We start from the raw sequence: 16,679 nt of genomic DNA on the forward strand, positions 1-16,679 counted from the left end.
TTGATAGGGATACACACATGAAAACTAGACTTACGCTAAGCGCTATAGCCAGTGCGCTTTTGCTTGCAGGCTGTGGTGATGCAGAAACAAACATTGTAGAGCTGGATCCTATTGAGGTGCCAGAAGATGATCACGACCACGACGACCATGATCACGATGACGACCACGACTCAGACTATGAAATAGAAAGTGAAGGCAGATTAGTAGTCGCCGATGCTGCTTCAAATACGCTCACTGTATTTGATTTAGATGATGATTCAGTACTCGATACCTTCTCTACCACCCATGACGGTAGTAGTGTAAGCGCCTCAGCAGACTACCGCTTTGCAGTCATCAACAGCCGAGCAAACGGATTAACTGAATTTCTCGATGGTGGATTATGGCGTGAAGACCACGTAGAGCACCTTCATGACTATGAAGAGGCGCCAAGTTTGTCTGATTTCACACTTGAAGGTAGTCAACCGACTCACGTAGTAACCCACGATGGTCAGCTTGCTGTGTTTTACGACGGAAATGCCGATACCAGCATGCCGGCAGCGGTAAAAGTAGTAACTGATACCCAAATTGCCAGTGAAATTACAGAAGTTCCTACTTTGGAGTTTACCGTAAATATGCACGGTGTCGCGGAACCGCGTGGAGACATGCTAATTAGTACTGTACGTCGTGATGATGCAGAGTCTCGTTCTACTAATCCAATCTTGCCAGACAGTGTTGCGGTATATCACTGGCATGATGGCGAGTACGAAGAAGAGCAACGCTTTGATGGCGAGTGTGCTGATTTACATGGCGCCGCTCAAAACGAAATGGCTGTGGCATTTGGATGTAGCGACGGCGTATTAATATTAAACGAAGATGATGAGGTATTTACCAGCGCGTTTATTGACAACATTGATGGGCTTGGCGATCTGCGCATTGGCACAATGTATGGACACGAACACGCAGAAGCGTTTATTGGTATTGCTTCACAGCACGGCGGTGGCAGCGCCATTTTGGCCAATGTGTCGCCTGTAACTAGCACAATGAGCGTGATTGACTGGCAGCCAGAGACTGACGCTCATGCAGTGTCATACGGCTTCTCAATGGGCGGTGAATTCTTTGTTATTTTAGATGACAAAGGTTTTGTAACAGTGCTAGAAGCGCATGAAGAAGACGGTGACACTCACTGGGAATTTGCGCACAAAATTGATGTGGCCAGTGCCAGCGCCGTAAACCTAGCAGAAGGTCAGTCATTTAGCATGACGGCATCGCAACACGAAGAAGCCTTGTTTGTTGTTGACCCTGTTGCGCAAGCTATCCTTGCTGTTGGTTTGGAAACCGAGACCACGGAAACCTTGCTTGAACTGGATTTTGAGCCTTCAGGTGCGGTTTGGTTAGGTATTGCAGAAGAACACGAGCACGACGACCACGACCACTGATCAGGCGTAGTGTTTTACAAACGCTAATGAGTGTTTGAATCTAACAATACACAGATTAAGGGCATAGCGATATGCCCTTATTTTTTGGATCTTTCATATTTATTATACATTCGTTAATTTCGTTTATAACAGCCCTCGCTTCTTTCTCCGCCTTATGTATAAAAGCGCCTATTTCCCAATTGCTTTCTACCGTTATTGATTCTGAATTCGTATGTTGGTGTAGGTCACGCAAAATCCAACAGGTCAGTACCGAAGAAGTTATCGATGACACAGCGCCATTCACCATTTACATCCCTTTGCAAAACGTAAACGGCGCGCTTGCCCTCGCAGGGTAGGGCGTTCGGTGTGGCTTTGGGCACAAGATAAAGTTTGGCGACGACTAGCGCTACGTCACCGGCTTGTATAACCCGCTCGTCTCCTGTTGTAACAAAATGATCGGGCATAAATTTCTTTTGAAATTTAAGTAAGGCGTTAACGCAGTCGCGCTGCGTGGCATGTTCGTCTGTAGTCTGGTTTTGCATTGAGCTGGACATGGGGGTAGCGACCACTTTTGCATCGCTAGCATAACATTGGGATAAGACGTCTTGATCGCCGCGGTTTACTGCGTCATGCAACTGTTGTAACACGTGAGATATTGGATTGTTCATGGCTGTCGTTCCGTTTTTTTACCGCAAGACGAGCCAATAAAAAACCCGCCTTTGCGGCGGGTTTAGTGAATTCTATTTACGCACTAGCTAACCCGCCCATTCCTTAGAATAGCGAGAATAATAATCAGCGCAGACGCTGAGTAAGCAGTATATGTATTCATGTTTTTAGGCATAGTGTTTAAAAACAGTGTGCTGCTAGTGAGTATTTAATGACCTGAGTATCCTGTGCGCTAAAGATAAAGTCAACGTGTTTTTTAGGTGAAGAAATTAGACCCATTCGAGCGGATGGGTAAGCGGTAAGTGTAAGGTATAAGATGAAAGGTGTAATGCTACTCTAGGCTTCAAATATGGTAATGCGAATAATCGAGCCCTGTTTTAAACAGTTATAGATATCTTCATCAGTAAAGCCACTGTTATGGAGGATTTGCCTGGCAACAAGCTTGGCGTCTTTTGTACTGTGCTTGTCGCATATTATTTGAAGTGCTTTGTTTAAATAACTAATAGAAGGCATGATGAATAACCTAATGAGAAACGGGTGAGCTTTGCACAATATTTAAACGGCGCTGTATGATATTGTGATCACTAAATCCACTCAAACAGTGTCCCAAATCAAGGTGGGGTTTGACTCTTGGAGTTACTTTTAAGCTGGTTGACGGCCAACGATACGTTGTCGATGTCATCCTCAGTCATACTTGTTGTTACTTCGTTCTTTACGTCTATGATGACAGCAACACTGGGAATTGGTGGCGGGGTTTTGTTACTGGCGGTAATGGCCAGTACTATGCCGGTTAGTGCTCTGATCCCAGTTCACGGCCTGGTGCAGCTTGGTTCAAACGGTAACCGTGCACTGATGACGGTAAAACATATCGATTGGCGTATGCTGAAGTACTTCTCTTTAGGCGCGATCGTTGGTGCTTTCTTCGCCTCGTTTGTTGTGGTTCAGCTGCCGCTAGTGATAATTCAATTTGCGGTTGCCGCATTTATTTTATTCTTAGTGTGGGGGAGTAAACCCAAAGCACAAGAAATGAAGCCCGCAGGTAGAACGTTGGCGGGTTTGGTGACAACCTTGGTTTCAATGTTTGTAGGTGCCACAGGGCCTTTGGTGGCGGCGTTTGTACATCGAAATAATTACAGCAAAATGCAGATAACCGGCACATTTGCTAGCTGTATGACACTACAGCACGGCCTTAAAGCTTTTGTGTTTACCTTTGTAGGGTTTTCATTTGCACAGTGGGCGGGACTTATCATCATTATGATTGTCAGTGGTGCGCTCGGCACGTTTTTCGGCTTGAAGGTATTGAGGCGTATTCCAGCGGAAAAATTTATGCTGGCGTTCAAATTGGTGGTGACACTGTTAGCCCTGCGCCTGCTATGGCAAGCTATAACAAGCTTGTTATAGAAAAAAGAGCTTAAGAAGTTAGCTTCTTAAGCTCAGCATGTTTTTGCCTTTTTCCGTTATTTTTTGGCTGCTTAAAAGCGATAGTTCAGTGACAGATGCCATTCCCTTCCAGCAGCAGGCACGCGCTCACCTACTTCAATATCGGCATTCATTACTCGATTGATGCCGGCTGTGTGTGGGGAATATTGTTTGTCGAACAGGTTGTGAATAGTTGCCGTAACCTGAAGATTCGACTGCGCACTATCAAAAAGCGTTAAAAGCCCTGAGATATGAAGCAAACCATAGCCTGCTGTGCGGGCTTCACTTTGCAGTGCCGAGATATGGTTTTGTGCACCTGCTAACTCAGATGTAAGCTGCATCTGAAGCGGCGCGTCAAATACCTGAGTATTCCATTGAACTGTTGTTGATAACTGCTCTGGCGCAATGCGGAACAAAGCGTCATCAATGTCATCACGGTTACCGTGCTGAATGGTTGCTACTGCTCGCACACTCAAGTTTTCACTAAGCTGGCCTTGCACCGTCATATCCACACCTTTGATAACAGCGTCGGTATTCGTCCACTGAAACGGCTCTGTACCAGCCATCATGGTAGATACCATGTTCGCCGCCATATTCGTACTAGGTGAGCCGGTAATGTAGTCTTCTATGTCTTGATAGAAAAGGCGTGGAGAGATAGTCCAATTTTTATAGGTGTAATCAACACCCATATCTAATTTACGCGCAGTTTCATTGTCTAACTCGAGGTTGCCTATGTAGTTAAAGCCGTCAGCCATGCCGCCCGAGATGCCAAGTGGCAGCCAGGTATAACGTTCGAAATAGGTAGGAGCGCGATTTTTCTGAGAAATACCAAGCACGATATCAAGCGAGTCGCTCGCATGGTATCGCGTGGTAGCGGCTATATCTAACATGTTGTAGTTTTCGTCACGCTCAGCGGTATTAAAATTACTGACTAACGTAGCAACTGCAGGGTTCATCATCACCATGTTAGAACCCGCTTCACCGGCATCCATATTAATGCGGGTGTATCGCGCACCAAGCGTAGACGAATAATCTTGCTTGTTTACTGTCCATTGGGCATAAATACTCGCGGTATCTCTTTGTACATTAGTAAAGTTATCTACAAAGAACATACCGTTATTTGGGTTAGTTATAACAGAGTTATTTCGGCTGTGGTGTAGATAAGCGCCCAACTCAAGCTCGCCACTATCCAGTGGCATAACATACTTGGCATCTAAGCCCTGAGCGATAGCGTCTGCATTGTTTTCTCTTGCCATGCTCTCAGACATCACCATGCGCTGGGAAAAGTTATCCATAGCATGTTGGTTACTGTTGCCAAACCAATTTATAGCAAAGTACTCTGCTTCGCCGGTGTTGTAGCGATAACCTAGTCGGTACCACGCTGCATCAATAAAACCTATATCCATGGCGAGCGCTGGTGTTCCGCTTTCATTTGTATTAAGCTGTTGATAGCTAGCATCGAATTGGTGTTTTCCCCATTTATAGCCAAGTCTAAATTTGCCGCCATTTCTTTGGTAGTGGCTGTTAGGTATAACGGCGTTATCGCCCGATTCTCGCTCATCACGCTGCTGATGCATGAACGCGCCGCTAACGAAGGCTTGGTCGGTTTTGTAAAGCACATTGCCCTGGTATTGTTGTCCGCTACCCGGACCAATTAAGCTGGCATTTACACTGCCAGTAATACCGCTTCCTAAAGCAAAAAGAGATGCTGCATCGGCGTTAATTCGCAGCTTACCACCTAGCGTTTGCACCCCAGCACTCACCGGAACAATACCTCGATACAAAGTAGCTGTAAGCCCTGGCTCTGGCAGTACGTGGGATAATGGCGAGTCCATGGAGTTAGGCCCTGCGCCTGCTATATCTACACCGTCTATAGATACGCCAACCCTATCACCGAAAAGCCCTCGGTATTGAATAAGACCTGTAACCGGCCCGTTTCGAGAAACAGATACGCCAGGCAGTTGCGCTAACTGATCGCCAAAATCAGCGTCTATATTGGTTGCGGCGGTCACCGTTTCTCGCTCAATTTCTACTGTATTATCATTAAGCGAAGAGCCAATAACTGTAATCACTTCTGTTGAAGCGCTGTCAACGAACTCGGGTGTGTTTGCATAAACGTGTGCAGTTGTGCAGGCAGCTGAAACAGCGAATGCCAGTAAAGAATACTTCATAACAATTCCATTAAATAAACGAACTATATGCACGGTTCAACCATGCGCGTTAAGTGTGTTTTTAGGTTTTGTTATGCAATTGGTGGAGCGCGGCCAAGCGGGGCGGCAAACGCAAACGATGTGTAGGGCGCTGCTGCAAGGCGAGATACTAAGGCGCGATAGCGCACTAAGGATAACACCGCCATTGAATCGATCGGAAAATTATCAATGTTAGGTAGGTCTGCCAGCGTACCGTTGGTGCAATCTACATGCTCGACAGGCGCTTTAAGTAGCTCTGGGCTTATAAATACAAATTCACCTTCAAGCGCTGTTGCACTTACCGATATATAGCGCATGGTTTTGCCAGTACAGATAAGTTCAATATCGTCGCCCACCAACTTACGCGCATGCTGCATAGTATGCGAAGCAAGGCCGAGTGCTAATGCATTTTGCAAAAGCATACAAAGGCAAAGTGTTAAGGCTATCAGGCGTTTAATCGACATTTTTTATCTTTTTTAATTGCGCACTTTTATCATAGCCTGTGACGACAGTTTATTTCCACTGATTAATTGTGTTCGTTTGTACCAGCTTTGATACCGGCTTTATTTAATTTTCGATAAAGGGTACGTGTACTCACGCCCAACTGGTCCGCAAGCTGGTTTATATCGCCTTTGAAAGTATCATAAACCTCAGCAAGATAAGCGTACTCGGCTTCTTCTAGGGTCATAATTTCATTCGTAGGCTTTGCTAGCCCCTTAACACCCACTTTTCGAACGTATTTACCATTACTATTTGCCACTGGGCTTAGGTCTTCGCCTGTAAAGTCATCGTCAAGGTCAGGTAAGTCTGACTCGTATATTACGGTCTCATCGGCAAGTAATATGGATTGCTCCACGATGTTACGTAACTCGCGAATATTGCCCGGAAAAGTATAGCTACTCAATTTCTCTAGTGTTTTTTTGCTGAAACGCTTTTTCTCTTGCGACTGCGCTAAAAAGTGCGTTGCGATAAGCGCAATATCTGACTGTCTTTCTCGCAAAGATGGAAGGCTAATAGGAAAGCCCGCAATTCGGTAATAGAGATCGCGTCTAAACTCGCCTCTTTCTACCATTTCTTTTAAATTCTTATGCGATGCGCAAACCAAGCGGAAGTTAGCTTTCTTCGAGGCTACACTACCCACGGGGCGATAGGTTTGGGTTTCAAACAATCTTAGTAGTTTAACCTGCATGGCAAGGGGGATATCACCTACTTCATCAAAAAATAGGGTGCCGCCTTCCGCCGCTTCTACTAGCCCTTTTTTGTTTGAAGTAGCGCCAGTGAAGGCACCTTTTTCATAGCCGAATAACTCACTTTCAAGCAAAGAGTCAGACAGTCCAGTGCATTCAATTACGACAAAAGGCTTGTCTGCACGACTACTACTAGAGTGCAATGCTTGCGAGACCAACTCTTTACCTGTGCCAGTTTCTCCGTGCAGCAATACGGCTATATCTGAATTTGCAGCGCGATTTATTTTATTAAGCATAGTTTTAAATGCTTTAGACTCGCCAATCATTTTGCCTGCTGCAGGACGATTAGATGCAAATGCAAGCTTATCTAAAATTTCTAAATAACCTAATAAATCGCCATTCCCATCGAATATTGGACGCATCAAAATATCGCAATAACTTTGGCCTTCGCTGGTGGAGTGAATATGTACCACGCTCGCCGCTCGTCCAGTCGTCTTACTTTGCTGCATGGGACACTGCTCGCCGCATTGATCACAGGGTTTGTTGTTGCGATGAGATACCTGATAGCAGGTGCTATAGCCTAACTTAATATTAACGGGGTACGTGTCTCTGTAAGGCGCATTAACCGCCTCAATAATATAGTTTTGATTGATGAAAATAGCGGGTTTGTCTATTGCATCTATCATTGCTTGTACAATTGATATGTTCATTGTCAGCGTATTAGTTAATTCTAATTTTATTTCATCAATTTAACATACTGGCACAAAGCTTGTTCACTGTTTGAGATAAATGACTTGGCTTCAGTAGCCATAAACTCAGTTATCAGGAGCGTTACCTTATGAATAAATATGTGGCTTTAATGGCGTTAAGCACGATATTAAGCGCAATGTTAAGCAGCTGTAGTCTCGCTGAAAAACCTCAAATGACTAATATTGATGCGCAAGAAGGAGAGGCTCAAATAAAAATCAAACAGGCTAAAGGGCACGTAAAAGCGCTTGGCGCCGGGCTTAAAACGCGACTTCAACAAGCTATAAAATCTGGTGGTTTAACAGCGGGAGTAGAAGAGTGTCAATTAGCCGCAGGGCCAATTGCTGATAGCCTAAGCAAGAATGGTTGGGCGGTAGGACGTACTTCACTCAAAGTACGTAACCCGGATAATGCACCGGATGGCTGGGAGCGGGAACAGCTAGCGCATTTTTCTAGTCTTTTAGAGAAAAACAAACTAACTAGTGAACCGCTTAAAAGACCCTTAGACGCATATCAGTATGATGATGAAAGCGGTGAATTTCGCTACATGATGGCCATTGAACAAGGTCAACTTTGTATGGCGTGCCATGGCACTAATGTAGCCCCTGCGGTGAAAGACGTTATTGCCAAGCATTACCCTGATGACCAAGCTACGGGGTTTAAGGTTGGTGATTTGCGCGGTGCTTTCACGCTTACATATCAACCTGAATAGCGGTGATTTTACAACTTAGTCCCACAGTGTCTCACTGACAAAGTGCTCAACATTCTCCTCTCCTTCGCGTCATTTTTGTCTCTTTTTTGACAAAAATGACGCGGTTTTCATATTAGATTCTTGCGATGGATCAAAGTGCTCAACTTTCGACCATGGAATAATCCTCCCGCAGCGTACGAAGATGCCGTTCTGCGACCAAGCTTTGCTTTTAAAGTGAAACCAATTTGGCAAGTGGCACAGACCGTGCTCTAACAAAGCAGATAAAGCTGTCAACGCTGAAATTTCAGTAGATATCCCACTGAATATTAAACGACCCATTTTTATTTCATGCGCTTAGCGCACCTGCTTGAAAAGGGAGATAACCCATGAGCGATACGTTAATAGAACTATCGCGGTGGCAATTTGCATTAACTGCGATGTTCCACTTTATTTTTGTACCCTTAACGTTAGGGCTTAGCTTTTTACTTGCTATTATGGAATCCGTTTACGTAATGACAGGTAAAGAGATATACAAGCAAATGACCCAGTTTTGGGGAAAACTGTTTGGAATTAACTTTGCCATTGGGGTAGCTACTGGCTTAACCATGGAGTTCCAGTTCGGTATGAACTGGTCATATTATTCTCACTATGTGGGCGATATCTTTGGAGCACCGCTGGCTATTGAAGGATTGATGGCGTTCTTCCTGGAATCTACCTTTGTGGGGTTGTTCTTCTTTGGCTGGGACAAAATGTCTAAGGTTAAACACCTTATGGCAACCTGGTTGGTGGCTATAGGCTCAAACTTCTCAGCATTATGGATCTTAATCGCTAATGGTTGGATGCAGTATCCAGTAGGCGCTGAATTTAACTTTGAAGCCATGCGTATGGAAATGACCAGCTTCGCTGAAGTCATTTTTAATCCGGTTGCACAGGTCAAGTTTGTTCATACAGTATCTGCAGGTTACGTGACCGGTGCTATGTTTGTGTTGGCCATTTCAAGCTATTACCTACTAAAACATAAGCATATTGCTTTTGCTCGCCGTTCTTTCGCCATTGCTGCAAGTTTTGGCTTGGCTTCAACCCTCTCAGTTATTGTGTTGGGTGATGAAAGTGGTTATGAACTTGGTGACGTACAAAAAGTGAAGTTGGCTGCTGTAGAAGCAGAGTACGAAACCCACCCCGCACCCGCTCCTTTTACCGTTTTCGGTATACCGAACGATGAAAAAGAAGAAACCGAGTATGCACTTCAGATTCCGTGGGCAATGGGCATTATTGCTACACGCTCGTTAACTGAAGAAGTAAAAGGTATAAAAGATTTAAAAGAAGAAAACCGCGAGCGTATCTTAAGCGGCATTAAAGCGTACGAAGTGCTTGATGATGTAAGAAACGGCACAGCGACCGCTGAGCAACGCGCTGCTTTTGAAGCGAACAAAGATAGTCTTGGGTACGCTATGTTGTTAGAGCCTTATACCGATAATGTTTCTAACCCTTCAGAAACTGCTATTCAACAAGCCGTTGACTACAGCATTCCTCCGGTAGCGCCACTATTTTGGAGCTTCCGAATCATGGTTGCTGCAGGCTTTATCATGCTGGCGCTTTTCTTATGTGCTTTTTACTACAGCACAAAACACAAAATCACTCAGCCTCGCTGGCTGCTAAAAGGCGCACTATATGGCCTGCCGCTTCCTTGGATTGCGTGTGAAGCAGGCTGGTTCGTCGCTGAATATGGTCGTCAGCCATGGTCTATTGCAGAAGTATTGCCGGTTCATACCTCAGTGTCTAATTTGGCGATTAGCGACGTCGTAACCACTATTGTTGCCTATACCGTCTTCTACACAGCAATGTTCATCATTGGCTTTTACCTAATGAAAAAATTCGCGAAGAAAGGTCCTGTGCCTCCCGAGGATACAAAGACTGAAACTGAGCTTGATCTTATTGACCTTGATGAGCAAGGAGCAAAAGCATGATTGATTATGAACTGTTACGTGTCATTTGGTGGTGCTTAGTTGGCGTTCTGCTAATTGGGTTCGCCGTAACTGACGGCTTCGATTTAGGTGTGGGTGCCTTGCTTACACTTATCGGTAAAAACGATAAAGAGCGACGCGTGATGATTAACACTGTTGGGCCTCACTGGGATGGTAATCAGGTGTGGTTTATTACAGCAGGTGGTGCAATCTTTGCTGCGTGGCCGATGATTTATGCTACGGCGTTTTCAGGCTTTTATCTTGCTTTAGCATTGACGCTAATCGCCTTATGGATGCGTCCAATTGGCTTCGATTACCGCAGTAAATTGCCTAACCCAAAGTGGCGCAAAGCTTGGGACTGGGCCTTGTTCGCGGGCGGTATCGTTCCAGCGCTTATCTTTGGTGTAGCGTTCGGTAATCTGCTATTAGGGGTGCCTTTTGAGCTAGACAGCACCCTGAAATCAACTTACACAGGGTCGTTCTTCGGGCTGCTAACACCTTTTGCCTTAGTGAGCGGATTACTGTCAGTGGCTATTTTACTTAACCATGGTGCGACATGGTTACAAATGAAAACCGATGGTTTTATTGAGGTGAGAGCCCGTGCCGTGTCAGTGGTTTTGAGCCTTGTGGGCGTAACCTTGTTTGTTGTTGCAGGTTTTTGGGTAGCATTTGGTTTAGATGGCTTTGTAATTACCTCTGCAGTAGACACCATTGCTACATCGAACCCGCTTAAGAAAGAGGTAGCTATTGAAGCGGGCGCTTGGATGAGCAATTACAGCAAATATCCTTTCATGGTGATAGCACCTGTATTAGGTGTAGTGGCTGGTCTTGCCTGCGCGTTCTTCTCTAAGAAAGGCAAAGCGGGTATGGCGTTCGTATCAAGTGCGCTGTTTATTACAGGCGTAATTTTAACTGCGGGTTTTTCAATGTTCCCATTCCTAATGCCAAGCATCACTATGCCCGAAGCCAGCCTTACAGTATGGGACGCTACGTCGAGTCATATGACACTAAACGTTATGTTCATCGTTGCCTGCATCTTTGTACCTATTGTACTTAGCTATACGGCTTATAGCTTCTACGTAATGCGCGGTCGCATTAAAAACGATGATCTTGACCAATCTCACACCATTTATTAAGGAGAGGGCTATGTGGTATTTCGCGTGGATATTGGGAGTTTTACTGGCGTGCTCTTTCGGCATTATCAACGCCATGTGGTTGGAGTCGACGGAGAACATGGATAGACCCGAAGACCAAGAATAGAAGTGGAGGTAGGCTGGCCGCAGAACACGCCGTTAACCTATCCATTTGGGACCTTCAGCAGCCTCTGCTGCTGAAGGTTTGAAAGTGGGGAAAACTCCGCGCTATCAGAATTATTGAAAGGTGGAAGGGGGCTTTTTGCAGCAAGCTCTCCACCACTTATAAGAAACGAAACAACCAAAAAGATAGAAACTAACAGTGATTAAAGAAAAGGTTCCCAGCAGACAAACACTTACTCAGTGGTGTAAGGAAATGGATAGCGCGCACACGCTTGGCTTGCGCCGTTCGCTTATGTCACAGGTAGCGGTTAAGTGTTTGTCGCTTTTTTCTTTAATTATTGGCTTTTACTACTTTTCTAGCATTGCACAAGACTGGGTGGTGAATAAAACACCCGCGTTACAAAGTGATCTAGTGGGCTTATCTGTTTGCTTGGGAATAACCTGGGTGCTCCAAGGCGTAGCGAATCGCTTGTCGTGCCGAGCGAAAGACTCGGTGCTCAACAAGCTGGAGCAGAAGTTAAGTAAGGTGTTTGTTTCTCGCCAACATGCCTTGGTTCGACAGCACTCAGTTTATTACTGGCAAACGCTATGGTTACAGAATCTACAAGCTTTTACAGATTGGGCATTGGAATATCGTGTTCAGCAAACAATAGCCGTTGTAGTGCCTTTATTAGCATTAACAGTGATTTTTTATGTCAATCCCGTTATTGGTTTTGGTTTACTTATCACTCTGCCCGTTGTGCCGCTTTTCATGATTATTGTTGGTAAGGGCGCAGCTGCACTGCATCGTAAACACTTTGTCGCTCTTGAAAGGCTGGGAAGCTTATTTACAGACCGCTTAGCGGCGTTGCCAATGCTATCAAATTTTCAAGCGCATCAAAGTCAAACTGCCCTTTTAAAAGAAGCAAGCGAACATTTAAATACACGTACAATGAAAGTCGTCAGTGTCGCGTTTTTATCTAATAGTGTGCTCGACTTTTTTGCCACGCTTTCTGTGGCGTTGGTTGCGGTATTTATTGGGTTTTCGCTATTAGGTGAGCTTGAAATTGGCCCGGCTATAACCTTGCAGCAAGGCCTATGGATTTTACTTACCGTACCCTTGTTACTAAGTGAAATGAAAAAACTGGGGCAGGTGTATCACCAAAAAGCTCAGGCTGAAGCAGCGCAACAAGAACTGGCTCCCTTGTACTCACACGTGGCTAATACGATTTCACTACAATCTTGTGCTCAAAGCGCCGATAATCCTGAAGAAATGTCACGGTTACTAGATGCTTCTAACTTCAACGTGTTCGACTTGTGCGAGCCTGCTTCACTTAAAGAAGGGCACGTACAACCTGCCTTAGTAAAAGCTAACTCCTTGATAATCTCAAAAGGCGATAAGGTGCTTCTTAATGGGAAATCTGGAGCGGGCAAAACCTTATTGTTAGAGGCGCTTAGTGGCCAAAGGCCAGCGACCCATAAATTCGAACAGCCAGTAGTGTGGATCACTCAGCACCCAGTCATCACGCCAGGTTCAGTGCGGGAGAACCTATGTCTTAACGATACTTACTCCGATGACATCTTAATGACAGCGCTGCAAGATGTTGAACTTGAGGGGTGGTTAACACTGTTGCCCTATGGGCTTGATACAGTGATGACAGACTACCCTCAACTTTCGGGCGGCGAAGCACAGCGTTTGTCACTGGCAAGAGCGTTATTGCGTGATGAAAGTATCTGGCTTCTTGATGAACCAACCGCACATTTACCCGATGAGCAACACCATAGGTTAGCTCAGTTGATTAAGCGTTTAGGTGAAAGCAAAACCTTGATATGGGCCTCTCATAAAGCGTTGCCAACTAATTGGTTTAATCAGTTTTGGTCGGTTGAGAGAAAATCGTCACTCAGCCAAATGAATAATGAGCAAAGTGATACTGGTATAGAACAGGATAACCAAGACTGCCATGTAGCAAGTGTAGTGAAAGTAGTAACCAGCGCTGTAAATAAAGATTCAAATGATCAGAAAAGGAGCTTCAGTTTTGAATAACGGAAAACCCGCTTATCTGACGTTACTTCTGGCTCTTTTGCATGGCATAGCAGGGATTAGTATTCTTGTTATTTCTGCTTGGTTTATCGCGATTAGTGCAATAGCGCCAGTGGGGTTTAACTATGTAATACCTGCTGTGGTCATTCGCGCTTTGGCGCTCCTTCGTATTGCGTCAGGTTATGCCAGTATGTGGTTCGGACACAATGACCTCCTAGCACGCATTGCAAGAGCACGGGTGCGCGTTTTTCGTCAGCTAGAAAACAGTCAGATTACTGATAAGGCCTATACCACAGAAGCACTAGCGCAACATACTGAAGAGCTTGCGAGCAAATGGATTGCATGGGTTGCCCCTCTATCAAGCGTTGTATTTATCTTCACAGGTTTGTGCGCTGCTGCGGTGTACCTCGACCTCCCAGGCGCTTTTTATATTCTGGCGCTATTTGTTGCTTGGCTAGTTTCTTTGGCCATGCAAGGCCTAAGCGCACTAACGCTTGCGAAAAAAGCCAATAAAGCAAACAAGCTATTTCGCCAGCAATCTTCCGATTTTTTCAACCGCAGTGCCATTTGGCATCTGGACAAATCGATGATTGAAAGTGATTCTGCCTCATCTAACCCTAACAGCACTAAAATACCGAGTGCTAGTCAGGTATGGCGTTATCAGCAGGCGCAAAAAGCTAAGGCACAACGAACAGCATGGTGGTTTCAAGGATTAGCGTTTTTATTTGTTGTTCTAGTCATGTCGGGTGTTTCACCCGTGGCGTCGGCCTTTGTATTTGCACCTATCGCCATCATCATACCCATGGTTCTATTGGCAGCGCCAGACTGGGCAAGTGCAGGCTTTTTAAGTGTAAGTAAGTTTGCGCAGTATAAACAAAGCGTCAGTGCTCTTAAGCAACTTAAAGCCACGCCAATTAAGCAGTATCGTGATAGAGAAATAATACACTCACTTAATTTAATTCAGTTTTCTGCAAAAGGTCGCCATGCCAGTATGGTTGATGCTTCTTTACCGGCGAATGGTGTTGTTTGTATTTCGGGGCCGTCGGGATGCGGTAAGTCTTCATTGCTGCAGTCAATTATTGGTCTGCTGCCAGCGATAGGGGCGCGCGAAATTGACGGTGTAGGTATGCCCGAGGGCATGGTGACAAATTGGCGTTATGTAGAGCAGGAACCTGTCGTGTTATCTGGGAGTATATCTTTAAACCTAGACCCAGCGGGTAACGATATTTCTCAAAATGAAATGTATGATCTGTTATCCGCGCTTGGCTTGGAAGAGATCCTGCCTTTGACGAGTTGGGTAGGAAAAGCTGGAAGGCCTCTATCTGGTGGCGAGCGAAAGCGTTTGGCATTAGCTCGCGCAATATTAGCAAAGCCGCCAGTTCTTGCTGTAGATGAGCCTTTTGAAGGGCTAGACTCTTATACACAACAAAAGGTGAGCAAGGTACTGAATAGTCTTTCTTCTACTGCTTTGGTTTTGGTAGCGTCTCACACAACACCAGATACGCTAAAGGTAAAAAAGCACCTTCAACTAGGCGAAGCAGACATTAAGACTTCACGACAAACACAGTGCGCTATTTCATAGCCTTGTGTTCAAAGGTTCTTGTAATGTCTTCTAAGCTTCTACCCTTAGTTTCCGGAAATAGCTTAGCAACTAAAATGAGGCTGATTAATGCAAAACAGCCGTAAATAGCAAATGTTGTGGCTGCCCCTAAGTTAGCTAGCTCCCATGGAAAGATAATTTGAACTAGAAAGCTGGTTAAGGAGTTAATCACGCCCACCAAAGAGATAGCCAAACCGCGAGTTTGATTAGGAAAAATTTCGGCTAGCATCGCCCACATCACAGGGCCTAAAGACATAGCGAAAGAGGCTACAAACGCGATAATGCCAAATAGCACTAAGGGCGCGTTCATTGTGATACTGCTAGTTAGCAATGGCTGTTGGTAAGTATCAAAGTCTTCACTTGATAAAACAGTTTTAAGTGCCCGTTTAAACTCCACGTCCGAATAATAGACTTGGGTGGTTAAAGGCTCTAATTTGCTTGCTGCGACGGGTGAGCTTTGTTGAATAGTGCTAACGGCAGTTTGTTGAACTTGGTAAGTGGCTTGTTTGAAACCATAGGTGCAGATAGCCATGCTAATTACAACACCGGTCAAACCCACAATGAGTAGTGGCTTTCTACCCCACTTATCAATAGTCATCATTGCCACAACAGTAAAGGCGACATTCACTACACCAATCCATACTGCCTGCATAAAGGCGGCGTTGGTACCCACGCCACTTTGTTCAAAAATAGTAGGTGCATAGAAAAAGATAACGTTGATGCCGGTAATTTGCTGCGCAATGGCAATTATGATTCCTACCATCAAAGGAAAGCGCATGGCTTTTGCTTTTAAAAAACCAAGGCGCTCGCGTAGCGTCCAAGTCTTCTCATCAAGCGAAGACGCAATATCCTTAACAAGTGCATGGGCTTGTGCCTTATCGAAAAGGCGGTTTATCACCTGCTCTGCTTCTTCTTGCCTACCTTTTAGTACTAACCATCGAGGGCTACGCGGAATGGTAAATAGTAGGCCAAACCACAGCGCGGCTGGAATGACTTCAAGCCCTAGCATGTAGCGCCATAGGTGAGTGTCTAAACCCCAATCGGCAACCCAAGCTGCTCCGCTGCCGCTAAGTTGTAGCAAGTAGTAGTTAGTGAAATAGGATAGGGCGAAACCGAATACAATGTTGAGTTGATTCACCGATACCATTTTTCCACGGTTTTCTGGTGAGCTAATCTCTGAAATATACAGTGGGGCAATGATGAGTGAGCAAAATGCTATGCCGCCAATAAAGCGAGCCAGCACTAGCAGTTCGAAACTAGGGGCAAGGGCAGAGCCTATGGAGGAAAGCAAATACAAGAAAGCCACTAGAATCAGGGCTTTTCGTCTTCCGATTGCATCGCTTATGCCGCCTGCAAAGAGCATGGCAATAAGTGCGCCCAACGTAGGAGAGCTGACTACAAAACCTTGCTGCCAATCACTTAGGTTAAATTCGGCGTCGATAAAGCCATTGGCTCCGGCTATTACGCTGGCATCAAAACCAAATATGAATCCACCAAGGGAAACAATGAGCGTGTAGTATAGCGAGGGAGTCAGGGCTTTATGCAT

At 45.2% G+C, this 16,679-nt stretch carries 14 protein-coding genes; 8 read left to right on the forward strand and 6 right to left on the reverse strand.

All coding sequences use genetic code 11. The features are described 5' to 3' along the window. Nucleotides 1-17: 17 nt before the first annotated feature. Nucleotides 18-1,415, forward strand: a complete 1,398-nt coding sequence (locus tag IW644_RS15985) for a 5-methyltetrahydrofolate--homocysteine methyltransferase (RefSeq protein ID WP_269918433.1) — start codon at nucleotides 18-20, stop codon at nucleotides 1,413-1,415. 224 nt (nucleotides 1,416-1,639) lie between these two features. Here IW644_RS15985 and IW644_RS15990 read toward each other — a convergent pair whose 3' ends face one another. Together IW644_RS15990 and IW644_RS15995 are read right to left on the reverse strand one after the other, a co-directional pair. Then, nucleotides 1,640-2,062, reverse strand: a complete 423-nt coding sequence (locus IW644_RS15990; RefSeq protein WP_269918434.1) for a YybH family protein — start codon at nucleotides 2,060-2,062, stop codon at nucleotides 1,640-1,642. A gap of 334 nt (nucleotides 2,063-2,396) precedes the next feature. Next, the gene (locus IW644_RS15995) at nucleotides 2,397-2,573 is read right to left on the reverse strand and encodes a hypothetical protein (RefSeq protein WP_269918435.1); all 177 of its coding nucleotides are present in this window, start codon (nucleotides 2,571-2,573) and stop codon (nucleotides 2,397-2,399) included. 117 nt (nucleotides 2,574-2,690) lie between these two features. Between IW644_RS15995 and IW644_RS16000 the strand changes: the two genes are divergently transcribed. Next, a complete protein-coding gene (locus IW644_RS16000) occupies nucleotides 2,691-3,461 on the forward strand; it encodes a sulfite exporter TauE/SafE family protein (RefSeq protein WP_269918436.1) in 771 nt (256 codons plus the stop codon). Between the two features lie 71 nt (nucleotides 3,462-3,532). Here IW644_RS16000 and IW644_RS16005 read toward each other — a convergent pair whose 3' ends face one another. From IW644_RS16005 to IW644_RS16015, 3 genes are all read right to left on the reverse strand, one after another. Further along, nucleotides 3,533-5,650 (reverse strand): TonB-dependent receptor, encoded by a 2,118-nt coding sequence (locus IW644_RS16005; protein WP_269918437.1) that lies wholly within the window; start codon nucleotides 5,648-5,650, stop codon nucleotides 3,533-3,535. 71 nt (nucleotides 5,651-5,721) lie between these two features. Beyond that, nucleotides 5,722-6,132, reverse strand: coding sequence for a hypothetical protein (locus tag IW644_RS16010; RefSeq protein WP_269918438.1), 411 nt, complete (start codon nucleotides 6,130-6,132; stop codon nucleotides 5,722-5,724). Nucleotides 6,133-6,194: 62 nt separating this feature from the next. After that, nucleotides 6,195-7,541 carry a sigma-54 interaction domain-containing protein gene (locus IW644_RS16015; protein ID WP_269918508.1) on the reverse strand — a complete coding sequence of 449 codons (1,347 nt, stop codon included), beginning with the start codon at nucleotides 7,539-7,541 and terminating at the stop codon, nucleotides 6,195-6,197. 152 nt (nucleotides 7,542-7,693) lie between these two features. Here IW644_RS16015 and IW644_RS16020 point away from each other — a divergent pair, with 152 nt between their 5' ends. The 6 genes from IW644_RS16020 to IW644_RS16045 all read left to right on the forward strand — a co-directional run bounded on the left by IW644_RS16020 (nucleotide 7,694) and on the right by IW644_RS16045 (nucleotide 15,115). After that, nucleotides 7,694-8,314 carry a Tll0287-like domain-containing protein gene (locus IW644_RS16020; protein WP_269918439.1) on the forward strand — a complete coding sequence of 207 codons (621 nt, stop codon included), beginning with the start codon at nucleotides 7,694-7,696 and terminating at the stop codon, nucleotides 8,312-8,314. 365 nt (nucleotides 8,315-8,679) lie between these two features. Then, a complete protein-coding gene (locus tag IW644_RS16025; RefSeq protein ID WP_269918440.1) occupies nucleotides 8,680-10,260 on the forward strand; it encodes a cytochrome ubiquinol oxidase subunit I in 1,581 nt (526 codons plus the stop codon). Continuing rightward, nucleotides 10,257-11,393 (forward strand): cytochrome d ubiquinol oxidase subunit II, encoded by a 1,137-nt coding sequence (gene cydB / locus IW644_RS16030; RefSeq protein ID WP_269918441.1) that lies wholly within the window; start codon nucleotides 10,257-10,259, stop codon nucleotides 11,391-11,393. The genes IW644_RS16025 and cydB overlap by 4 nt, the downstream gene beginning before the upstream one ends. A gap of 10 nt (nucleotides 11,394-11,403) precedes the next feature. After that, nucleotides 11,404-11,517: a cytochrome bd-I oxidase subunit CydX gene (gene cydX / locus IW644_RS16035; protein WP_014951149.1), complete on the forward strand. Its 114-nt coding sequence runs from the start codon at nucleotides 11,404-11,406 to the stop codon at nucleotides 11,515-11,517. Nucleotides 11,518-11,766: 249 nt separating this feature from the next. Next, the gene (locus IW644_RS16040) at nucleotides 11,767-13,536 is read left to right on the forward strand and encodes an ATP-binding cassette domain-containing protein (protein WP_269918509.1); all 1,770 of its coding nucleotides are present in this window, start codon (nucleotides 11,767-11,769) and stop codon (nucleotides 13,534-13,536) included. Beyond that, on the forward strand, nucleotides 13,529-15,115 hold the full coding sequence (locus IW644_RS16045; RefSeq protein ID WP_269918442.1) for an ATP-binding cassette domain-containing protein: 1,587 nt from the start codon (nucleotides 13,529-13,531) through the stop codon (nucleotides 15,113-15,115). Before IW644_RS16040 ends, IW644_RS16045 begins: the two co-directional genes overlap by 8 nt. On the opposite strand, the gene IW644_RS16050 is transcribed toward IW644_RS16045, so the two are convergent. Then, nucleotides 15,105-16,679 (reverse strand): sugar porter family MFS transporter, encoded by a 1,575-nt coding sequence (locus IW644_RS16050; protein ID WP_269918443.1) that lies wholly within the window; start codon nucleotides 16,677-16,679, stop codon nucleotides 15,105-15,107. The two genes, IW644_RS16045 and IW644_RS16050, sit on opposite strands and share 11 nt — an antisense overlap.

It is taken from the genome of Alteromonas sp. PRIM-21, from assembly GCF_027563165.1.
GTDB lineage: Bacteria > Pseudomonadota > Gammaproteobacteria > Enterobacterales > Alteromonadaceae > Alteromonas > Alteromonas macleodii_A.

Coding starts and splice junctions, on each gene's coding strand:
- IW644_RS15985 (WP_269918433.1), top strand. CDS start 18: ATGAAAACTAGACTTACGCTAAGCGCTATAGCCAGTGCGCTTTTGCTT.
- IW644_RS15990 (WP_269918434.1), bottom strand. CDS start 2,062: ATGAACAATCCAATATCTCACGTGTTACAACAGTTGCATGACGCAGTA.
- IW644_RS15995 (WP_269918435.1), bottom strand. CDS start 2,573: ATGCCTTCTATTAGTTATTTAAACAAAGCACTTCAAATAATATGCGAC.
- IW644_RS16005 (WP_269918437.1), bottom strand. CDS start 5,650: ATGAAGTATTCTTTACTGGCATTCGCTGTTTCAGCTGCCTGCACAACT.
- IW644_RS16010 (WP_269918438.1), bottom strand. CDS start 6,132: ATGTCGATTAAACGCCTGATAGCCTTAACACTTTGCCTTTGTATGCTT.
- IW644_RS16015 (WP_269918508.1), bottom strand. CDS start 7,541: ATGATAGATGCAATAGACAAACCCGCTATTTTCATCAATCAAAACTAT.
- IW644_RS16020 (WP_269918439.1), top strand. CDS start 7,694: ATGAATAAATATGTGGCTTTAATGGCGTTAAGCACGATATTAAGCGCA.
- IW644_RS16025 (WP_269918440.1), top strand. CDS start 8,680: ATGAGCGATACGTTAATAGAACTATCGCGGTGGCAATTTGCATTAACT.
- cydB (WP_269918441.1), top strand. CDS start 10,257: ATGATTGATTATGAACTGTTACGTGTCATTTGGTGGTGCTTAGTTGGC.
- cydX (WP_014951149.1), top strand. CDS start 11,404: ATGTGGTATTTCGCGTGGATATTGGGAGTTTTACTGGCGTGCTCTTTC.
- IW644_RS16040 (WP_269918509.1), top strand. CDS start 11,767: ATGGATAGCGCGCACACGCTTGGCTTGCGCCGTTCGCTTATGTCACAG.
- IW644_RS16050 (WP_269918443.1), bottom strand. CDS start 16,679: ATGCATAAAGCCCTGACTCCCTCGCTATACTACACGCTCATTGTTTCC.